This window comes from Enterobacter sp. ENT03, assembly GCF_019218745.1.
In the GTDB taxonomy this organism is placed as follows: domain Bacteria; phylum Pseudomonadota; class Gammaproteobacteria; order Enterobacterales; family Enterobacteriaceae; genus Enterobacter_D.
This window is the reverse complement of record NZ_JAHUXA010000003.1, coordinates 201099-220509: the sequence shown is the minus strand read 5'-3', so window position 1 is coordinate 220509 and position 19411 is coordinate 201099. Positions and strand designations below refer to the sequence as shown.

The window sequence follows — 19411 nt, the reverse complement described above, 5'->3', positions numbered from 1 at the left end:
CACGCAAATCGCGTATGAGGTTAACCTTTACCCGCGCTCGCCAGATGTTGTTTCAGCAAATCTTCCGGCGGTGGGGGCAGCTGTAAATAATAGCCCTGGGTTTTCAGCGCTTCTTTCACTTTTTCCAGATCGGCGTTGACCAGTTTTTTACGCCCGTCGAGGGGTAACAGCATCGCCAGTTGCGGTTTGCCAAATCCCTGCATCAGGGCGTCCGGCACACGGGAAAAATCGTCTTTTTTTTCAACGTAAAGGTAGGTCTGTTCACGTCGTGGGCTTTTATAGATCACACAAAACATTCTTTTGCTCTTATTTGTCGGGAGGTGACTTGCCTCAATATAATCCTGACTATAACATGCCTTCTGGTCTTCGGAATATTACCCGCTGTACGGGTGATAATAGCAAATTGAGTAAGGTCAGGATGTCAAACACGCCCATCGAGCTAAAAGGCAGTAGCTTCACCTTATCAGTGGTTCATTTGCATGATGCAAAGCCCGAGGTAATTCGTCAGGCGTTGAAAGACAAAATCGCGCAGGCTCCCGCTTTTTTACAGCACGCGCCGGTGGTGATCAATGTTGCTGATGTGGAAGGAAGTATTTCCTGGTCCACGCTGCAAAAAGTGATCGCCAGTACGGGTCTGCGTGTGGTCGGGATCAGCGGCTGTAAAGATGTCGCCCTGAAAGCCGAAATCGAACAAGCCGGTTTGCCGTTACTCACGGAAGGCAAGGAGCAGGCGGTACGTCAGGCCCCTGCCCCCGTCGCAGTAGTAGAAGAACCCGCTGCCACGCCGCACACCATCACACGATTAATCGATACGCCGGTGCGTTCAGGCCAGCGTATATATGCCCCGAACTCTGATTTGATCGTTACCAGTCATGTCAGTGCCGGTGCCGAATTGATTGCCGATGGCAATATTCATGTCTACGGCATGATGCGCGGACGTGCGCTGGCTGGTGCCAGCGGCGATCGTGAAGCACAAATTTTTTGTACCCATCTCACCGCGGAACTGGTGTCTATCGCGGGAGAATACTGGCTGAGCGAGAATATCCCGGCCGAATTTTATGGCAAAGCGGCGCGTCTGCTGATTGCAGAAAACGCTTTGACTGTTCAACCATTGAACTAAGCCCTTTTAACAAGGAATACCTATGGCACGCATTATTGTTGTTACTTCGGGTAAAGGGGGCGTCGGCAAGACCACCTCCAGCGCGGCCATCGCGACAGGTTTAGCCCAGAAGGGGAAGAAAACCGTCGTTATCGATTTTGACATCGGCCTGCGTAACCTGGATCTGATTATGGGTTGCGAGCGCCGCGTTGTGTATGATTTCGTTAACGTCATTCAGGGCGATGCTTCGTTAAATCAGGCGCTTATCAAAGATAAGCGTACTGAAAATCTCTTCATTCTGCCTGCTTCACAAACGCGAGACAAAGACGCGCTGACCCGCGAGGGCGTGGAAAAAGTTCTCGACGATCTGCAGAAAATGGACTTTGATTTTATTGTCTGTGACTCACCGGCAGGTATCGAAACTGGCGCGCTGATGGCGCTCTATTTCGCTGACGAAGCGGTGATCACCACCAACCCGGAAGTCTCTTCCGTGCGTGACTCTGACCGAATTCTGGGTATTCTCGCGTCAAAATCACGCCGTGCAGAACGCGGCCAGGATCCCATCAAAGAGCATTTGCTACTGACCCGCTACAACCCGGGCCGCGTCAGCAAAGGCGACATGTTGAGCATGGAAGACGTGCTGGAAATTCTGCGTATCAAGCTGGTCGGTGTGATCCCGGAAGATCAGTCGGTACTGCGCGCATCAAACCAGGGGGAGCCGGTGATCCTGGACGCCGCGTCAGACGCGGGCAAGGCCTATGCAGATACCGTGGATCGTCTGTTGGGGGAAGATCGTCCTTTCCGCTTCGTAGAAGAAGAGAAGAAAGGTTTCCTCAAACGCCTGTTCGGAGGATAAATTATGGCTTTACTCGACTTTTTTCTCTCACGAAAGAAAAGTACCGCCAACATCGCGAAAGAACGTTTACAGATTATCGTTGCTGAGCGTCGTCGTAGCGATGCTGAACCGCACTACCTGCCGCAACTGAGAAAGGACATTCTCGAAGTCATTTGCCGCTATGTGCAAATCGATCCGGAAATGGTTTCAGTGCAACTGGAACAGCGCGATGGCGATATTTCTATTCTGGAGCTGAACGTTACGCTGCCGGAAACCGAAGACAGTAAATAAACATTTCTTAGTCGTTAAAATATAAGAAATAAAAAAAGGCAGCCTCATCGCTGCCTTTTTATTTACCTGCAATTACCCCTGTAATTAATTACAGGGGTAAAAGTAAAATCACTGCGGGTATTCCACCAGCAATGCGTTAAGTTTTTGCGCCATTAAATCGCCGCGCCAGCCGGAAATTAATTCCGGCTGCACGTTCTGCGGTTTTAATTGCCAGTGCCAGTTGAGTAACTGATTAATCTGGCGACGGGACGCCAGCAGTTCGGCGCTGATACCGCTTGCAGCGCTCACCTCCTGCACCAGCGCTTTAATGGCTTTGAACGCTTTACGATAGCCCGGCATATCCACCAGATTGACCAGCGGCTCAGGCAGCGCCTCTTCCGGCAATTCCTGCGCTTTCGCCACCAGCGCCAGCAGCGTTTTGCCATGGAAACGGATCTCGCTGCCGGACAGACCAATGCTGTCCAGCTCGCCCATGCTGCCCGGCATATAGCGAGCCACGGCCCACAGGTGCTCTTCACGAACCACGAAGTTTACCGCCAGATCGCGTTCACGCGCTTTACGCAGACGCCAGTCGGCGAGCAGACGCAGACAGGCCAACTGGCGAGTGCGCAGTTGCCAGGCGTTGCTGATGTCACGCCAGGCGTCTTCCGGGGCCAGTACTTCCTGACGACGCTGCTGCATCAGGCGGCACTCGTCCAGCGCCGCCTGCAACCAGCCTGCGGCTTCCGCTTCTGCCATCAGCTTGTGGGCGATAGGTAACAGGTACCAGACATCCGCCGCCGCATAAATGCACTGGCGCTCGGTTAGCGGGCGCGCGAGCCAGTCGGTGCGGGATTCGCTCTTGTCGAGCGCCGTACCGGTGTACTCCTCGACCATCGCCGCAAAACCCCAGGACATCGGGCGTCCGCTGAAGGCAGCGAGGATCTGCGTGTCGATCAACGGCTCCGGCAGTTCGCCAAAGACGTTAAGGAACACCTCCAGATCTTCGCTGCCCGCATGCAGAAATTTGGTGATGCTGCGATCCTGTAACAACGCGCGGAACGGCGTCCAGTCGGTGATGGTCAGGGGATCGATCAGCGAAACCTGTTCGCCGTCAAACACCTGGATCAAACCCAGTTGTGGGTAATAGGTGCGGGTACGGACAAATTCGGTATCAAGGGCGATTGCGGGAAACGCACGCGCGGCCTCGCTCATGGCGGCCAGCGCGTCGTTGTTGGTGATCATCTGGTAATTCAAATCGGGTTCTCTCAGGTTTGCGCCCATAAAAAACGCCGGCTAACCGGCGTCGGGCGACTTACTCAAAGCTCAGACTTTATTGTCTACTTTGGCGCGAGCTTCGTCACGCAATTCTCGTCGCAAAATTTTGCCAACGTTCGATTTCGGCAGTTCATCGCGGAATTCCACCAGTTTTGGCACTTTATAGCCAGTTAACTGACGGCGGCAGAAGGCGATCAACGCCTCGCCGTTCAGGGCCGGATCTTTTTTGACCACAAACAGTTTCACCGTTTCGCCGCTGCTGCCGGACGGGACACCCACCGCCGCCACTTCCAGCACGCCAGGATGTTGCATTACCACGTCTTCGATTTCGTTAGGGTAAACGTTGAAGCCGGAAACCAGAATCATGTCTTTTTTACGATCGACAATGCGCAGGAAACCTTCGTCGTCCATTACCGCAATGTCGCCGGTGAGTAACCAGCCGTCTTTGAGGATCTGATCGGTATCGGCGGGACGCTGCCAGTAACCGAGCATCACCTGCGGGCCTTTCACGCACAGCTCGCCGGGCTGACCGTGTTCCACTTCATTGCCCTCATCGTCAATCAGTTTAGCTTCGGTAGAGGGCACCGGCAGACCGATGCTGCCGCTGTGGTAGTCAATATCGTGCGGGTTGACGCTCACCAGCGGCGAGCACTCCGTCAGCCCATAGCCTTCCAGCAGGTATTGCCCGGTCAGCTTCACCCAGCGTTCAGCCACCGCCTGTTGCACCGGCATGCCGCCACCGGCGGAGAGATGCAGCGAGGAGAAATCCAGTTGCTGGAACTCTTTGTTATTAAGCAGCGCGTTAAACAGCGTATTGACGCCGGTCATCGCGGTAAAAGGATATTTCGCCAGCTCTTTGACCAGCCCCGGAATATCGCGCGGATTGGTGATCAACAGGTTCTGCCCGCCCAGCTCGATAAACAGCAGGCAGTTCATGGTCAGCGCAAAGATGTGATACAGCGGCAGTGCAGTGACCACCAGCTCTTTGCCGCGATGGAGCAACGGGCCGTAGGTGGCGTTCACCTGTTCGAGGTTCGCGAGCATGTTACGGTGCGTCAGCATCGCGCCTTTCGCCACGCCGGTGGTGCCGCCGGTATACTGTAAAAAGGCCAGATCGTCAGTCACCACGTCCGGCTTAATGTACTGCATGCGGTAGCCGTTATGCAGCGCCTGACGAAACGAAATCGCATCCGGCAGGTGATATTTCGGCACCAGCTTTTTGATGTATTTGACGACGAAGTTCACCAGCGTGCCCTTTGCCGGCGAGAGCTGGTCGCCCATGCGCGTGAGGATCACATGCTGGACCTGGGTTTTTTCCACCACTTTTTCCAGCGTGTGGGCAAAGTTGGAGACGATGATAATTGCCGCCGCGCCGCTGTCATTGAGCTGATGCTCCAGCTCACGCGGGGTATAGAGCGGATTGACGTTAACCACCACCATGCCTGCCCGCAAAATTCCAAACAGCGCGATCGGATATTGCAGCAGGTTGGGCATCATCAGCGCCACGCGGTCGCCCTTTTTCAGCCCCAGGCCCTGCTGGAGATAAGCGGCAAACGCCCGGCTGCGCTCTTCGAGTTTGCGGAAGGTCATCACCTCCCCCATGTTCACGAATGCTGGCTGATCGGCATAGCGCGCCGCGGAGTGCTCAAACAGCTCTACCAGCGACTGGTAGCGGTCGGGGTTGATCTCTGCTGGCACGTCGGCGGGATAACGGTTAAGCCAAACCTTCTTCAATGCATCACCTCTGAATTGAGTATTTGTTGTCATCGCAACCCCGGTTAATAAACAAGTCGTTAACATTATATTAACTCAGCGTACCAGTTTAATAATTAAACGGATTTAAGGTTGCGAAGCGCGTCACTATTTATTTTTCTTATGATCGTCAAAACGCAGAAACAGCGGACCGGCCGCTGTTTCTTCTCTTTTCGTAACAGGGAGTTACTCGGTTACGATCGTCTGAACCTGTGCCGGGCCGGGGTTATACCATCCACCGTAACCGTAGCGCCACGGATGCGGGCCAGGCCCCCAGAACCAGGGATCGATAGGCTGCGGCGGCATCATGACCTGCTGGGTAATACGCCAGCGTTTGTAGCCGTTAGCCTGCATCACCATATATTTATACGGCGTGTCGCCCACTTTGCCGTCGGCAGTGCCGGTGATCGGCCCGACGACGGTGACCAATTGACCACGGAAATCAACCGGGTCGAGGAAACCGCTGACATCGGCATAAATGCGCCCACGGGACGGCTCGCCCAGCACCGGACGCGCGGCGCTGTCCAGCGGCACGGCGGCGATCTCAAGGCGGGTTTTACCCTGCTCGTTTTTCACGTCGATCACTTTGCCGCCAAAACGGGCTTCCTGACCCACATAGAGCTGCGGCGCGTTCATCACGCGAACCAGATCCTGCTGCGGCGTCGGGCTGGTGCCCTTAATGGCATCCGGTACGGTGACGCAGCCACTAAGCGCGACGGCCACCAGCGCGGCGACGGCCCCGCGTACAACTCGTTTATTCAGTGCCATGTTGTGACTCCCGTTATTAACGTCCTGTAATCTAAGATTCACTCGCGGCCAGGAAGTTTCTTCCACGCCACCTCGTTTCGTAAATAAACAGGTTCGGCTGTGTCGGCGGTGACGGTTTTTCCCGCCGCCAGCAGCTGACAGGCGAGCGGCAGCATATCTTCCGCAGCCGGTAACAGTACCTCACCGTCCGTTAACGTGAGATCGCTGCCTGCGGCCAGATCGGGCCATGCCGGCCAGCCGGTGCCCACGGTAGCCCATGCACCGTCCAGCTGTGCCAGTCGCTCACGCACGGCATCGGGTTTCAGTACCGCTTCCGCCTCTTCGCCATGCCAGACGCCATTCTCATCGCGCTCGTACTGCGCCCAGTAAACTTCGCCCATGCGGGCGTCAATGGCAGCCAGCACGCGCGTTGCGCCGGTTTTACGATATGCGCCCTGCGCCATGGTAGCGAGGGTGGAGACGCCGATCATCGGCAGTTCTGCGCCCAGCGCCAGCCCCTGCGCGATGCCAATGCCGATACGGACGCCGGTGAAACTTCCCGGCCCGCGGCCAAACGCCAGCGCGTCGAGATCGCGCAGCGCCACGCCGCTGTCGTTCAGGATCTGCTGAACCAGCGGCAGAATGCGCTGCGTGTGCTCTCGCGGGCAGAGTTCAAAATGGGCATGGGTGGTGTCGTTATGCAGCAGCGCAACTGAACAAGCTTCAGTTGCGGTATCGATAGCCAGAATTCGCATGGGTCTTCGCGCGCTCTCGGTAGAAAAATGGCGCGCATAATACCACACTCTGCGGCAAATTACTGCGTCGGCGGGACGGCGAGAAAGCGCACCGCGCGGGAGATGTCGCGCGTGCGTGGTGTGGGCGGCAGACTGGCGAGGAACGTCGCGCCGTAGGGCCGCATCACCAGCCGGTTGTCGCAGATCACCAGCACACCGCGATCGTCAATGTCGCGGATCAGGCGGCCGACGCCCTGTTTCAGGGTGATCACCGCATCCGGCAGCTGGACTTCATCGAAGGGATCGCCGCCGCGCAGACGGCAATCTTCCATGCGCGCTTTCAGCAGCGGATCGTCCGGGGAGGTAAACGGCAGTTTGTCGATGATCACCAGCGACAACGTGTCGCCGCGCACATCCACACCTTCCCAGAAGCTGCTGGTCGCCACCAGCAACGCATTGCCTGCGGTGACGAACTGCTGCAACAGCTGGCCTTTGCTGGTTTCACCCTGAAGCAGCACCGGCAATGACAGCGTGGCGCGGAACTGCTCCGCCAGATCGCGCATCATGGCGTGGGAGGTGCAGAGCATAAAGCAGCGGCCATTGTTAGCTTCGATAAGCGGCCGCAGCATCGCCGCCAGCTGACGGGCCGCGCCCGGCTGATTGGTCTGCGGCAGATTGCGCGGCACGCACAGCAGTGCCTGGCGGGCATAATCGAACGGACTGGGTAGCAGCAGCGAGTGCGCGTCTTCAATGCCCAGCCGGGCGGTGAAGTGGTGCAGCTCGTCGTTCACCGACAGCGTAGCGGAGGTAAATACCCAGCTGCCCGGCTTTTGCGCCATGACTTCTTTGAATTTATCCGCCACCGACAGCGGCGTCAGCGCCAGCGTAAAATGCCGCGAGGTGCATTCGTACCAGTAGCTGAAGCCGGGCTGGTTGATCTCTTTTAAGCGTTTTAAGCGGGCGCGGTAGAGGGTGGCGCGCTCAAAGGCGGCATCCAACAGGGCTGAACGGCCAAGGGAAAGTTTTGCCACGTCGTAACACAGCTCAAGGGTGTCATCGAGCAGCAGAAAAGCGCGCTGAATGTGGCTGTCTGCCAGCAGTTCGCGCAGATTACCGCGATAGCCCGGCTCGCCCAGTTGCAGACGAAAATCCTGGGCGCTTTGCGCCAGCCGGTCGGCACATTTTTGCAGCTGTTGGGTATCGCGCAGCTCGGTGCGATAAGCGATAGTGAAATCTTTCGCCAGGTCGATCAGCTGACGACTGGAGAGGGACTGGCCAAAATACTGGCTGGCGATGTCCGGCAGCTGGTGCGCTTCATCAAAAATCATCACCTCAGCTTCGGGGATCAGTTCACCAAATCCGCTGTCTTTCACTACCATATCCGCCAGAAACAGGTGATGGTTCACCACCACCACATCAGCATCCATGGCTTTTTTACGCGCCTTCACCACAAAACAGTCTTTATACAGGGGGCAGTCACTGCCAAGGCAGTTGTCGTTGGTGCTGGTGACCAGCGGCCAGGCGGGAGAATCTTCCGCCACGCTGGCACAGGTGCTGATGTCGCCATCAATGGTCTGATTTGACCATGAGCGCAGCAGAATGACATCGCTCAGTGTCTGGACGGGTAAATCGCCACCGGCCAGCGCCTGCTGCTCCAGACGTTCGATGCACAAATAGTTGGAGCGCCCTTTCAGCAAGGCCAGTTTACCGGTGTACTCCAGCGCGCGGGAAACAGTGGGCAGATCGCGGCTGTAAAGCTGATCCTGGAGCGCTTTCGAGCCGGTGGAAATAATCACTTTTTTACCGGCGCGCAGCGCGGGGGCAAGGTAAGCGTAGGTTTTGCCGGTGCCGGTCCCCGCTTCCACCACCAGCGGCTGGGTTTGCGCAATGGCCTCAGCCACCGCCTGCGCCATCTGCCGCTGCGGTTCACGCGGGTTAAATCCCGGTATCGCTTTTGCTAACTGACCGTCGATTGCAAAATCGTCCGTCTCACTGTTTTTCGCCACACTACCCCCTGGTTAAATCGCCAGTGATTATGTCAGGGGCGATGGCTTTTAGCCAGCCGAAGTCGTGACAGGTTAAAAACTCTGTGGCAGTCTTGGCGCGCCAATGGAAATTAAGGAGATGGTCATGACAATCGTGCGTATTGATGCCGCAGCCCGCTGGTCCGATGCGGTGATCCACAATCAGACGCTGTATTACACCGGCGTGCCGGAAAATTTGCAGGCGGATGCCTTTGAACAAACCGCCAACACGCTGGCGCAAATTGATGCCATGCTGGAAAGCCAGGGCAGCGATAAATCACGCATTCTGGATGCCACCATTTTTCTGGCGGATAGCAAAGATTTTGCAGCGATGAATAAAGCGTGGGATGCGTGGGTGGTTGCGGGTCATGCGCCGGTGCGCTGTACAGTGCAGGCCACGCTAATGAACCCGCAATATAAAGTCGAAATTAAAATTATTGCCGCCGTATAAGGGCGATTACTCTTCTTCCTCGTCGTCCTCAAAGCGTGCCAGAACCCGTTCGCCTTTGTGGCTGGCGCGCAGTTCGGCGGCGACCAGGGCAATGGCTTCACCGCTGCTCATGCCTTCAGACATCAGCGTATGAATACGATCGACGGCCTGTTGTTGTTGCTCATGCGTGAGGGAAGGTAAACCTGCAAACATAGTGAACTCCTGCTAAATTGTTCGCGCTGATCAAACATGCTACCCCATAAGCCGGTTACCGGATAGCAAAGAGTCTGGATTGATGAAGACGTTATTACCCGCCGTTATTTCGCTGCCGTGGCACCCCGAGGCCGCCAGCCACTGGTTTACCCCACTCAACACCCAGCCATGGGCCATGCTGCTGCATTCCGGTCAGGCGGATCATGCCCATAACCGCTTTGATATTCTGGTGGCGCAACCCTGCTGTACGCTGGTGACGCACGGCGACATCACCACCGTCACCCGCGAGGGTGTGAGTACCGCGTCCACCGCGGATCCGCTGGCGCTGCTGCAAAGTGAGCTGGACGCCATGCAACTGGCCCCGCCCTGCGATGCCGATCTGCCGTTTACCGGCGGCGCGCTGGGCCTGTTTGGTTATGATCTCGGACGGCGTTTTGAAACGCTGCCGTCGCAGGCCGAACAGGATCTCGCTTTGCCGGATATGGCCGTCGGGCTGTACGACTGGGCGCTGATTGTCGATCATCATCAACAAAAAGTCACCCTGCTCAGCTACGGTGACGTAGCGGCGCGGCTGGCCTGGCTGGAGGCGCAGCAGCCCGCCGGGACGCAGCCGTTTCGCCTGACCTCTGCCTGGCGCTCGAACATGACCCGCGCGCAGTATGGCGAGAAATTCCGCGCGGTACAGGCATTTTTGCACAGCGGCGACTGCTATCAGGTTAACCTCGCCCAGCGTTTTCAGGCGCATTACACCGGCGATGAGTGGCAGGCGTTCATGCAGCTGAACCGCGCCAACCGCGCGCCGTTCAGCGCCTTCCTGCGATTGCCGCAGGGAGCCATTCTCAGCCTGTCGCCGGAACGCTTTATTCAGATCGATAACGGCACCATCCAGACCCGCCCCATCAAAGGCACCCTGCCGCGCTTGCGCGAGGCGGATGCCGATGCCCGACAGGCCACCCGGCTGGCGCAGTCGCCGAAAGATCGCGCCGAAAACCTGATGATTGTCGATTTGATGCGCAATGACCTTGGCCGCGTCGCCGAACCGGGATCGGTACGGGTGCCGGAGCTGTTCGTGGTGGAACCCTTCCCGGCGGTACATCACCTGGTAAGTACCATCACCGCCCGCCTTCCCACCTCACGCACCGCCTGCGATGTGCTGCGCGCCGCGTTTCCGGGCGGCTCCATCACCGGTGCGCCAAAAGTGCGCGCTATGGAGATTATCGATGCCCTGGAACCGCATCGCCGGAACGCCTGGTGTGGCAGCATCGGCTATATCAGTCTGTGCGGGAATATGGACACCAGCATTACCATCCGCACGCTGAGCGCCTGTGACGGCCAGCTATACTGTTCTGCGGGCGGCGGGATCGTCGCTGACAGCGAGGAGCAGGCGGAATATCAGGAAACCTTTGATAAAGTTAATCGTATTCTGCATCAACTGGAGAGCTGATTTTGGATTTACAGGCGCTGACACTGGATGACTTTTTATCGCGATTTCAACTTTTACGTCCGCAGGCGAGCCGCACCTCGCTGAACGCCCGTCAAGCGGCGGTACTGATCCCGGTGGTTCGCCGTGAACAACCTGGTCTGCTGCTGACCCAGCGCTCGGCGCAGATGCGCAAACATGCCGGTCAGGTGGCGTTTCCCGGCGGCGCGGTGGACAGCACCGACGCGTCGCTGATCGCCGCCGCACTCCGTGAAGCCCATGAAGAAGTGGCGATCCCGCCCGAGGCGGTAGATGTGATTGGCGTGTTGCCCCCCGTCGACAGCGTGACGGGTTTCCAGGTAACGCCGGTGGTGGGCATTATTCCCCCTGACCTGCACTATCATGCCAGCGAAGATGAAGTGGCAGCGGTGTTTGAGATGCCGCTGGCGGAAGCCCTGCGTCTGGGGCGCTATCATCCATTAGATATCCATCGTCGCGGCAACGATCATCGCGTCTGGCTGTCGTGGTATGAACACTATTTCGTCTGGGGAATGACGGCGGGCATCATTCGTGAACTGGCGTTACAGATTGGCATTAAGCCCTGAATATTCTTTATGCAATGTCCCTGTTTGCCGAAGTGAGATCCCCGTCCCGTCATTAGTAATTTGATAGTCAGGCATTAGTTTAATTCATGCGAATACTCCAGCCGATCCTGTGGTTCCCTCATACACTATGCGCAATTATTACATCGTTATCGGAAAGTCCGATAACCCTGTCAGGAGTGTTAATGTGATTAGTCTATTCGACATGTTTAAGGTGGGGATTGGTCCCTCCTCTTCCCACACAGTTGGCCCGATGAAGGCTGGCAAACAGTTCGTCGATGACCTGGTCGAAAAGGGATTGCTTGAGAGCGTAACCCGCGTGGCAGTAGACGTTTACGGTTCGCTGTCACTGACCGGTAAAGGTCATCATACTGACATCGCTATTATTATGGGTCTGGCGGGCAATGCCCCGGCGACGGTCGATATTGACGCTATTCCGGCGTTTATCCGCGACGTTGAAACCCGTGGACGCCTGCCGCTGGCGCAGGGTCGTCATGAAGTGGATTTCCCGAAAGACAACGGGATGCGCTTCCAGAGCAATAACCTGCCGTTGCATGAAAACGCCATGCAGATCCATGCGTATAACGGCGACACGACGATCTACAGCAAAACTTACTATTCCATCGGCGGCGGATTTATCGTCGATGAAGAGCATTTCGGCAAAGACGCCAGCGATGAAGTGAGCGTGCCTTATCCGTTCACTTCCGCGAAAGAGATGCTCGATTACTGCCATGAAACCGGCCTGTCGTTATCCGGCATGGTCATGCAGAACGAACTGGCGCTGCACAGCAAGCAGGAAATTGAAGATTACTTCGCGGATGTCTGGCAGACCATGCGTGCCTGTATCGATCGCGGTATCAATACCGAAGGCGTACTGCCTGGTCCACTGCGTGTGCCGCGTCGTGCCTCGGCCCTGCGCCGTCTGCTGGTCGCCAGTGATAAGCTGTCGAACGATCCGATGAACGTCATCGACTGGGTGAATATGTTTGCCCTGGCGGTAAACGAAGAAAACGCCGCCGGTGGCCGTGTGGTGACCGCCCCGACCAATGGCGCCTGCGGTATCGTTCCGGCGGTACTTGCCTACTACGATCACTTTATTGAGCCGGTGACGCCGGATATTTATATCCGCTACTTTATGGCCTGCGGGGCCATTGGCGCGCTCTACAAAATGAACGCGTCTATCTCTGGCGCGGAAGTCGGCTGTCAGGGCGAAGTGGGCGTGGCCTGTTCGATGGCCGCTGCCGGTCTGGCGGAACTGCTGGGCGCCAGCCCGGAGCAGGTCTGCGTGGCAGCGGAAATCGGCATGGAGCATAACCTCGGTCTGACCTGCGATCCGGTGGCCGGTCAGGTACAGGTGCCGTGCATTGAGCGTAATGCCATCGCGTCGGTGAAAGCCATTAACGCTTCACGTATGGCGATGCGCCGCACCAGCGCGCCGCGCGTGTCGCTGGATAAGGTTATCGAAACCATGTACGAAACGGGTAAAGACATGAACGCCAAATACCGCGAAACCTCGCGCGGTGGCCTGGCGATCAAGGTGCAGTGCGACTAATACTTCCCCCCGCCCTTCTGCAACAGAAGGGCTAAATTTTGTGCAATTCTCGTCCGTTTATTTTTTCCACACTACACTTGCTGTGGTGCCGTTGCCTTTCGCAATCAACGGTATAAATAACCGGACGATGACTTCATGCAGACTGCGCAACGGATCATAAGGAACTACCGGCGAAAACGCATTCTGGTTTGCGTGCTGGTGGCTATCTCAATGCTGCTGTTGACGCTCGGCGCACGATATATGTCGGAGCGCGATCTCAATCAACAGCGTCTGTTGTCTTTTACGTCCCATGCCGTTTCCTCTCTCGAAAAAGTGCTCGCCGCGGTTGAACTCCAGCGCCCTGTGCTGGTGCCACTTGTGGGAAAACCTTGCGACGATGTGCATCTGACGCTGCGCACGGAAGCCGCCGCATTGCAGACCCTTCGATCTATTGGTCTGGTAGATAACGGCATACTGTACTGCTCAAGTATTTTTGGGTTTCGCAATGTCCCGATGCGCCAGTTACAGCCCCTGTTGCCTGACAGCCAGCCGCGGCTGATCCTCTCCACCGACCAGTCGTTACTAAAAGGCAGTCCGGTACTGATCCAGTGGTTTCCGACCGGTGAAGGCAAAGACAGCGGCGTGATGGCGATCCTGAATATCACGCTGCTCACGAATCTGATGCTGGAGCCGCAGAAGCCGCTCATCACCGGCGCCAGTCTGACGGTGAATCACCGCCATTTGTTGTACGGCGCGGGCGTGGTGGAGTCCCTGCCTGCGCTTACAGACGAGAAGCGTTTTTCGCAATCTTCTGAACGTTATCCTTTTACCGTCAATGTGCGCGGGCCGGGCGCGAGCGAGCTGGCGCTGCGGCATCTGCCGTCACAGTTCCCGCTGGCGCTGTTGCTGAGTTTGCTGGTGGGGTATATCGCCTGGGTGGCGACAGCGAACCGCATGAGTTTTGCCTGGGAGATCCATCTGGGGCTGGCGGAAAACGAATTTGAACTGTTTTGTCAGCCGCTGCTGGATGCGCAAACCCAGCAGTGCGTGGGGGTGGAAATTTTACTGCGCTGGAATAACCGCCGTCAGGGGTGGATCTCGCCGGATGTGTTTATCCCCATCGCCGAAAATCAGGGGCTGATCGCGCCGCTGACGCGCTATGTACTGACCGAAACGCATCGTCAGTTGGCGCTGTTTCCGCCTTCGCCGCAGTTTCAGATCGGCATTAACGTTGCCGCCAGCCATTTCGGACACGGGGAGCTGATTGCCGATCTCAACCGTCGCTGGTTTAACGTCCGTCCTGTTCAGCAACTGGTCATTGAACTCACCGAGCGGGACAGCCTGAGCGAGGCAGATTTTCGCATCGTGCGTGAGCTGCATCGCATGGGCGTAAAAGTGGCGATTGACGATTTTGGCACCGGCAATACGTCCTTGTCCTGGCTGGAAAAACTCAATCCCGACATCCTGAAAATTGATAAATCCTTTATCGCGGCGATTGGCACCGATGCGGTGAACTCGACGGTGACGGACATGATCATCGCGCTGGGAAAAAGGCTGAAGCTGGAAATGGTGGCGGAGGGGGTGGAAACCCCGCAACAGGCGGCACATTTACGCCTGCGCGGGGTGCATGTTTTGCAGGGATTTCTCTATGCGAAGCCGATGCCGCTGAAAGATTTCCCGGACTGGCTGGCGGGAAGTACCCCGCCGCCAGCCCGGCATAACGGCCAGATGATGCCGTCATTGCCGGTGCAGTAGCGTTACTCTTCTTCGTCGTGTTCCGGACGCTCTTTAACAACCCGTACCAGATCGACACGGTAGTCGTTGGCTTCCAGCACGGTGATGGTCAACGGTGCCAGTTGCAGCACGTCACCCGCGCGCGGGATCTGGCCGTTAATGGCGATTACAAGACCCGCAACGGTGGCGATGTCTTCGCTGTCGTTAACCAGGTTATCCAGCCCCAGCGCATGTTGCAGCGCATGCAGGTCGGTAGTGCCTTTGACCAGCCAGCCATCGGCATCCGCGATGATTTCCGGGGTTTCGTCGGCATCCGGGAATTCACCGGCAATGGCCTCCAGAACGTCGAGCGGCGTCACCAGACCCTGTACCACACCAAATTCGTTGGTGACGATAACAAAGCTGCCGCGCGCGCGGCGCAGCACGCCAAGCAGTTTGATCGGATCCAGGGTTTCCGGCACCACAATCGCCGGGGATGCAGAGGCAATGGCCGCGACGTCACCGCCCTCTTCCACCGCCACCAGCATCTCTTTGGCGCGCACGATACCGATCACTTCATCCAGTTCGCCCCGGCAGACCGGGAACAGGCTGTGCGGTGATGAGAGCAGTTGCTGGCGAATGGCCTCTTTATCAAGACTGGCATCGACCCAGCTGATGTCGCCGCGCGGCGTCATAATGCTGCGCAGCGAGCGCGAGGCCAGCGTCAGCACGCCGTTGATCATATAACGCTCTTCATCCGCAAAGGCCCCTTCCGGGATCTGCACCGGCGTTTCGCTGTCCGGCTCATGTTGCTGGCTGTCTTTGCGGCGACCGCCCATCAGACGCAAAATAGCATCGGCGGTACGGGCACGCAGCGGTAACGTGGACTGATGGCGAATAAAGTTACGGCGCGCAATCTGGTTAAAGAACTCGATGATGATTGAGAAACCGATCGCGGCATACAGGTAGCCTTTCGGAATATGGAAGCCAAAGCCTTCTGCCACCAGACTCAGACCGATCATCAGCAGGAAGCTCAGACAGAGCACTACTACCGTCGGGTGCTGGTTAACAAAGCGCGTCAGCGGTTTTGACGCCAGCAGCATCACCGCCATGGCAATGACCACCGCCGCCATCATCACCGGCAGATGGTTCACCATACCGACCGCGGTGATCACCGCGTCCAGTGAGAACACCGCATCAAGGATGACGATCTGGACCACGACCACCCAGAAGCTGGCGTAACCTTTCGTTTGTCCGCTGTCGTGTTCCCGGTTTTCAAGTCGCTCGTGTAATTCTGTTGTCGCTTTGAACAGCAAGAATAGTCCCCCGAGCAGCATGATTAAGTCACGGCCGGAGAAGCTTAAATCCATCACCGTAAACAGAGGCTTTGTGAGCGTGACCATCCACGAGATCACCGACAGCAGAGCCAGTCGCATGATCAGCGCCAGCGACAGGCCGATCAGACGGGCTTTATCGCGCTGTTTGGGCGGCAATTTATCGGCAAGGATGGCGATAAACACCAGGTTGTCGATACCAAGAACAATTTCAAGAACAACCAGCGTCAACAACCCCACCCATATCGAGGGGTCCATTAAGAATTCCATGACAGGCTCCTGTTTACGGAATGGCAAAACGGTGCATTAAGCACAGGCGTGATGACAGCAGATGAGAATGAAAGGTGGCGGAAAACGCCGGATTGCGTGGCACGAAGCGGCCATTGGGTTAACTGACGTCGGTGACGGTCCATACACGGGGCTACTGCCCTGTACTCCTTGATTGTTAAACGGAGGGTAAACATAGCAGAGAGAATTAATGTTTTGCAAAGATTTACCGGAATTTGCAATTGGAATTTTGTGGTTATTTCGCAGGCCGAAATTTCTAAATGGCGAAAGCTAAATTACGGATGCGCATCACAAAAATTATTTTTTCGATGTCTAAAATAATTCACGGAAGTTTTAACTTTTCTTTCAAACCCTTATCTGAATCGATTCGGTACGCGGGAATGATTCACAACATATCTGTTACAGGTGTGTTAACGATAATAACGGAGGTAGCAAGTGACCATTGCTATTGTAATAGGCACACATGGCTGGGCGGCTGAGCAGTTGCTTAAAACAGCCGAAATGCTGTTGGGTGAGCAGGAAAACGTGGGCTGGATCGATTTCGTTCCCGGTGAAAACGCCGAAACGTTAATCGAAAAATACAATGCTCAGTTAGCAAAACTCGACGTAAGTCAAGGCGTGCTGTTTCTCGTCGATACATGGGGCGGCAGCCCGTTTAACGCTGCCAGTCGCATTGTCGTCGATAAAGAGCATTACGAAGTGGTTGCCGGCGTCAACATTCCGATGCTGGTGGAAACCCTGATGGGACGCGATGACAACCCAACGTTTGATAATCTGGTAGCGCTGGCGGTCGAAACCGGCCGTGAAGGGGTGAAAGCACTGAAGGCAAAAACACCGGAAGTCGCCGCACCCGCCGCGCCTGCCGCCGTGGCGAAACCCGCCGCGCCGGTGAAGCCGATGGGCGCGGATGATTACATGGTGATCGGCCTTGCGCGCATCGATGACCGTTTGATCCACGGCCAGGTGGCAACACGCTGGACCAAAGAAACCAACGTACAGCGCATTATCGTGGTCAGCGACGAAGTGGCCGCTGATACCGTGCGTAAAACGCTGCTGACGCAGGTTGCGCCGCCCGGCGTGACGGCGCACGTGGTGGATGTGGCTAAGATGATCCGCGTTTATAACAACCCGAAATACGCGGGTGAACGCATCATGCTGCTGTTTACCAATCCTACCGATGTGGAACGTCTGGTTGAAGCCGGGGTGAAGATCACCTCTGTCAATATCGGCGGTATGGCTTATCGTCAGGGCAAAACCCAGGTAAACAACGCCGTTTCGGTTGATGAGCAAGATATTGAAGCATTCAAAAAACTGAATGCCCGCGGTATCGAACTCGAAGTTCGCAAAGTCTCAAACGATCCGAAACTGAAAATGATGGATTTGATCAGCAAAGTGGCGAAGTAGCCAGCACAGGCTGAATTACTCAGTTTTCACAACTACGTCTTAGTTATAGGAGAAGTACAATGGAGATCACCCTTCTTCAGATTGTGCTGGTGTTTGTCGTGGCCTGTATTGCCGGTATGGAATCGGTGCTCGACGAGTTTCAGTTCCACCGTCCGCTGGTGGCCTGTACGTTAATCGGTATCGTGCTTGGTGATATGCAAAAAGGCATCATCATCGGTGGTACGCTGGAAATGATCGCCCTCGGCTGGATGAACATCGGCGCCGCGGTGGCACCAGATGCTGCGCTGGCGTCGATAATCTCTACCGTGCTGGTCATTGCCGGTGGTCAGAGCATTGGTGCCGGTATCGCCCTGGCCATCCCGCTGGCCGCTGCAGGCCAGGTGTTAACCATCATCGTGCGTACCATTACCGTGGCTTTCCAGCACGCGGCGGATAAGGCGGCCGACAACGGCAACCTCACGGCGCTCTCCTGGATCCACGTTTCTTCCCTGTTCCTGCAGGCAATGCGTATCGCCATTCCGGCGGTGATCGTCGCGGTTTCTGTGGGTACCAGCGAAGTGCAGAACATGCTGAACGCCATCCCTGAGGTGGTCACCAGCGGCCTGAACATCGCCGGTGGCATGATCGTCGTGGTGGGTTATGCGATGGTTATCAACATGATGCGCGCGGGCTACCTGATGCCGTTCTTCTACCTGGGCTTCGTCACGGCTGCCTTCACCAACTTCAACCTGGTCGCGCTGGGTGTGATTGGTGCGGTAATGGCCATCCTTTACATCCAGCTGAGCCCGAAATACAACCGTTCAGCAGGTGGCCCGGTACCGGCCGCGGGTGCAAACGATCTTGATAACGAACTGGACTAGCAGGTGAGCGACATGGTTGATATGACAAAAACTACCGCGGTGAAAAAACTCACTCCGGGTGATATTCGTGGCGTGTTCATTCGTTCTAACCTGTTCCAGGGGTCGTGGAACTTCGAACGTATGCAGGCGCTGGGCTTTTGTTTCTCGATGGTGCCGGCGATCAAACGTCTGTATCCGGAAAACAACGAAGCGCGTCGCCAGGCGATTAAACGCCACCTGGAGTTCTTCAATACCCATCCTTATGTAGCGGCGCCCGTACTGGGCGTGACGCTGGCGATGGAAGAACAGCGTGCCAACGGCGCAGAAATTGACGACGGTGCCATCAACGGTATTAAAGTCGGTTTGATGGGGCCACTGGCTGGTGTCGGTGACCCGATCTTCTGGGGTACGGTGCGTCCGGTCTTCGCCGCGCTGGGAGCCGGGATCGCAATGAGCGGTAGCCTGCTCGGGCCACTGCTGTTCTTCATCCTGTTTAACGCTGTGCGTCTGGCAACCCGTTATTACGGCGTGGCCTATGGCTACCGTAAAGGGGTGGACATCGTAAAAGACATGGGCGGCGGCTTCCTGCAGAAACTGACCGAGGGGGCGTCAATTCTCGGCCTGTTTGTCATGGGGGCGTTAGTTAACAAGTGGACGCACGTAAATATTCCGCTGGTGGTGTCGGAGATCACTGACCAGACCGGGAAAACCAACGTCACCACCGTGCAGACCATTCTTGACCAGTTGATGCCGGGTCTGGTGCCGCTGCTGCTGACCTTTGCCTGTATGTGGTTGCTGCGTAAGAAAGTGAACCCGCTGTGGATCATCGTCGGTTTCTTTGTTATCGGTATTGCCGGTTACGCTGTCGGCCTGCTGGGTCTGTAAGTTTTATGCTGTG

Annotated in this window: 19 protein-coding genes; 11 read left to right on the top strand and 8 right to left on the bottom strand. The window is 56.4% G+C overall.

Annotated features, from left to right (window positions below):
- Positions 1-20: 20 nt before the first annotated feature.
- Complete coding sequence (locus tag KW828_RS07790; RefSeq protein ID WP_218335844.1) at positions 21-296, bottom strand: YcgL domain-containing protein; 276 nt, start codon at positions 294-296, stop codon at positions 21-23.
- Between the two features lie 122 nt (positions 297-418).
- Between KW828_RS07790 and minC the strand changes: the two genes are divergently transcribed.
- Genes minC through minE form a run of 3 tightly spaced genes read left to right on the top strand, consistent with a single transcriptional unit; the run spans position 419 to position 2225 of the window.
- Positions 419-1120, top strand: a complete 702-nt coding sequence (minC, locus tag KW828_RS07785; RefSeq protein WP_218335913.1) for a septum site-determining protein MinC — start codon at positions 419-421, stop codon at positions 1118-1120.
- A 22-nt stretch (positions 1121-1142) separates the two neighbouring features.
- The gene (gene minD / locus KW828_RS07780; RefSeq protein WP_218335843.1) at positions 1143-1955 is read left to right on the top strand and encodes a septum site-determining protein MinD; all 813 of its coding nucleotides are present in this window, start codon (positions 1143-1145) and stop codon (positions 1953-1955) included.
- Positions 1956-1958: 3 nt separating this feature from the next.
- The gene (gene minE / locus KW828_RS07775; protein ID WP_072568733.1) at positions 1959-2225 is read left to right on the top strand and encodes a cell division topological specificity factor MinE; all 267 of its coding nucleotides are present in this window, start codon (positions 1959-1961) and stop codon (positions 2223-2225) included.
- A 108-nt stretch (positions 2226-2333) separates the two neighbouring features.
- On the opposite strand, the gene rnd is transcribed toward minE, so the two are convergent.
- The 5 genes from rnd to KW828_RS07750 form a co-directional block, all read right to left on the bottom strand.
- Complete coding sequence (gene rnd, locus KW828_RS07770) at positions 2334-3461, bottom strand: ribonuclease D (protein ID WP_218335912.1); 1128 nt, start codon at positions 3459-3461, stop codon at positions 2334-2336.
- Positions 3462-3530: 69 nt separating this feature from the next.
- Positions 3531-5216 (bottom strand): long-chain-fatty-acid--CoA ligase FadD, encoded by a 1686-nt coding sequence (fadD, locus tag KW828_RS07765; protein ID WP_218335842.1) that lies wholly within the window; start codon positions 5214-5216, stop codon positions 3531-3533.
- Positions 5217-5420: 204 nt separating this feature from the next.
- Positions 5421-6002: a Slp family lipoprotein gene (locus KW828_RS07760; protein WP_218335841.1), complete on the bottom strand. Its 582-nt coding sequence runs from the start codon at positions 6000-6002 to the stop codon at positions 5421-5423.
- A 38-nt stretch (positions 6003-6040) separates the two neighbouring features.
- Positions 6041-6736, bottom strand: a complete 696-nt coding sequence (gene tsaB, locus KW828_RS07755; RefSeq protein WP_218335840.1) for a tRNA (adenosine(37)-N6)-threonylcarbamoyltransferase complex dimerization subunit type 1 TsaB — start codon at positions 6734-6736, stop codon at positions 6041-6043.
- 59 nt (positions 6737-6795) lie between these two features.
- Complete coding sequence (locus KW828_RS07750; RefSeq protein WP_218335839.1) at positions 6796-8721, bottom strand: ATP-dependent DNA helicase; 1926 nt, start codon at positions 8719-8721, stop codon at positions 6796-6798.
- A 124-nt stretch (positions 8722-8845) separates the two neighbouring features.
- Here KW828_RS07750 and KW828_RS07745 point away from each other — a divergent pair, with 124 nt between their 5' ends.
- Complete coding sequence (locus KW828_RS07745; RefSeq protein ID WP_088218737.1) at positions 8846-9190, top strand: RidA family protein; 345 nt, start codon at positions 8846-8848, stop codon at positions 9188-9190.
- 6 nt (positions 9191-9196) lie between these two features.
- On the opposite strand, the gene KW828_RS07740 is transcribed toward KW828_RS07745, so the two are convergent.
- Positions 9197-9382, bottom strand: a complete 186-nt coding sequence (locus tag KW828_RS07740; protein ID WP_218335838.1) for a YoaH family protein — start codon at positions 9380-9382, stop codon at positions 9197-9199.
- Positions 9383-9464: 82 nt separating this feature from the next.
- Between KW828_RS07740 and pabB the strand changes: the two genes are divergently transcribed.
- The 4 genes from pabB (at position 9465) to KW828_RS07720 (ending at position 14690) form a co-directional block, all read left to right on the top strand.
- Positions 9465-10826, top strand: coding sequence for an aminodeoxychorismate synthase component 1 (gene pabB / locus KW828_RS07735; RefSeq protein ID WP_218335837.1), 1362 nt, complete (start codon positions 9465-9467; stop codon positions 10824-10826).
- Positions 10827-10828: 2 nt separating this feature from the next.
- Entirely contained in the window at positions 10829-11407 is a 579-nt protein-coding gene (locus KW828_RS07730) for a CoA pyrophosphatase (protein WP_218335836.1), read from the top strand.
- A 184-nt stretch (positions 11408-11591) separates the two neighbouring features.
- The gene (gene sdaA / locus KW828_RS07725; RefSeq protein ID WP_218335835.1) at positions 11592-12956 is read left to right on the top strand and encodes an L-serine ammonia-lyase; all 1365 of its coding nucleotides are present in this window, start codon (positions 11592-11594) and stop codon (positions 12954-12956) included.
- Between the two features lie 135 nt (positions 12957-13091).
- Positions 13092-14690 carry an EAL domain-containing protein gene (locus KW828_RS07720; protein WP_218335834.1) on the top strand — a complete coding sequence of 533 codons (1599 nt, stop codon included), beginning with the start codon at positions 13092-13094 and terminating at the stop codon, positions 14688-14690.
- 2 nt (positions 14691-14692) lie between these two features.
- On the opposite strand, the gene yoaE is transcribed toward KW828_RS07720, so the two are convergent.
- On the bottom strand, positions 14693-16252 hold the full coding sequence (yoaE, locus tag KW828_RS07715) for a CNNM family cation transport protein YoaE (protein WP_218335833.1): 1560 nt from the start codon (positions 16250-16252) through the stop codon (positions 14693-14695).
- 453 nt (positions 16253-16705) lie between these two features.
- On the opposite strand from yoaE, the gene manX reads away from it, so the two are divergent.
- Genes manX through KW828_RS07700 form a run of 3 tightly spaced genes read left to right on the top strand, consistent with a single transcriptional unit; the run spans position 16706 to position 19398 of the window.
- Positions 16706-17674: a PTS mannose transporter subunit IIAB gene (gene manX, locus KW828_RS07710; RefSeq protein WP_218335832.1), complete on the top strand. Its 969-nt coding sequence runs from the start codon at positions 16706-16708 to the stop codon at positions 17672-17674.
- Between the two features lie 59 nt (positions 17675-17733).
- A complete protein-coding gene (locus KW828_RS07705; RefSeq protein ID WP_218335831.1) occupies positions 17734-18534 on the top strand; it encodes a PTS mannose/fructose/sorbose transporter subunit IIC in 801 nt (266 codons plus the stop codon).
- Between the two features lie 12 nt (positions 18535-18546).
- Positions 18547-19398 carry a PTS mannose transporter subunit IID gene (locus KW828_RS07700; protein ID WP_072568749.1) on the top strand — a complete coding sequence of 284 codons (852 nt, stop codon included), beginning with the start codon at positions 18547-18549 and terminating at the stop codon, positions 19396-19398.
- The last annotated feature ends 13 nt before the right edge of the window (positions 19399-19411 follow it).

What these genes read in the sequence shown, in the direction of transcription:
- KW828_RS07705 (WP_218335831.1), top strand. Translation starts at nt 17,734, where the DNA reads ATGGAGATCACCCTTCTTCAGATTGTGCTGGTGTTTGTCGTGGCCTGT.
- KW828_RS07700 (WP_072568749.1), top strand. Translation starts at nt 18,547, where the DNA reads ATGGTTGATATGACAAAAACTACCGCGGTGAAAAAACTCACTCCGGGT.
- tsaB (WP_218335840.1), bottom strand. Translation starts at nt 6,736, where the DNA reads ATGCGAATTCTGGCTATCGATACCGCAACTGAAGCTTGTTCAGTTGCG.
- pabB (WP_218335837.1), top strand. Translation starts at nt 9,465, where the DNA reads ATGAAGACGTTATTACCCGCCGTTATTTCGCTGCCGTGGCACCCCGAG.
- yoaE (WP_218335833.1), bottom strand. Translation starts at nt 16,252, where the DNA reads ATGGAATTCTTAATGGACCCCTCGATATGGGTGGGGTTGTTGACGCTG.
- KW828_RS07740 (WP_218335838.1), bottom strand. Translation starts at nt 9,382, where the DNA reads ATGTTTGCAGGTTTACCTTCCCTCACGCATGAGCAACAACAACAGGCC.
- KW828_RS07745 (WP_088218737.1), top strand. Translation starts at nt 8,846, where the DNA reads ATGACAATCGTGCGTATTGATGCCGCAGCCCGCTGGTCCGATGCGGTG.
- KW828_RS07720 (WP_218335834.1), top strand. Translation starts at nt 13,092, where the DNA reads ATGCAGACTGCGCAACGGATCATAAGGAACTACCGGCGAAAACGCATT.
- KW828_RS07760 (WP_218335841.1), bottom strand. Translation starts at nt 6,002, where the DNA reads ATGGCACTGAATAAACGAGTTGTACGCGGGGCCGTCGCCGCGCTGGTG.
- minD (WP_218335843.1), top strand. Translation starts at nt 1,143, where the DNA reads ATGGCACGCATTATTGTTGTTACTTCGGGTAAAGGGGGCGTCGGCAAG.
- KW828_RS07790 (WP_218335844.1), bottom strand. Translation starts at nt 296, where the DNA reads ATGTTTTGTGTGATCTATAAAAGCCCACGACGTGAACAGACCTACCTT.
- minC (WP_218335913.1), top strand. Translation starts at nt 419, where the DNA reads ATGTCAAACACGCCCATCGAGCTAAAAGGCAGTAGCTTCACCTTATCA.
- minE (WP_072568733.1), top strand. Translation starts at nt 1,959, where the DNA reads ATGGCTTTACTCGACTTTTTTCTCTCACGAAAGAAAAGTACCGCCAAC.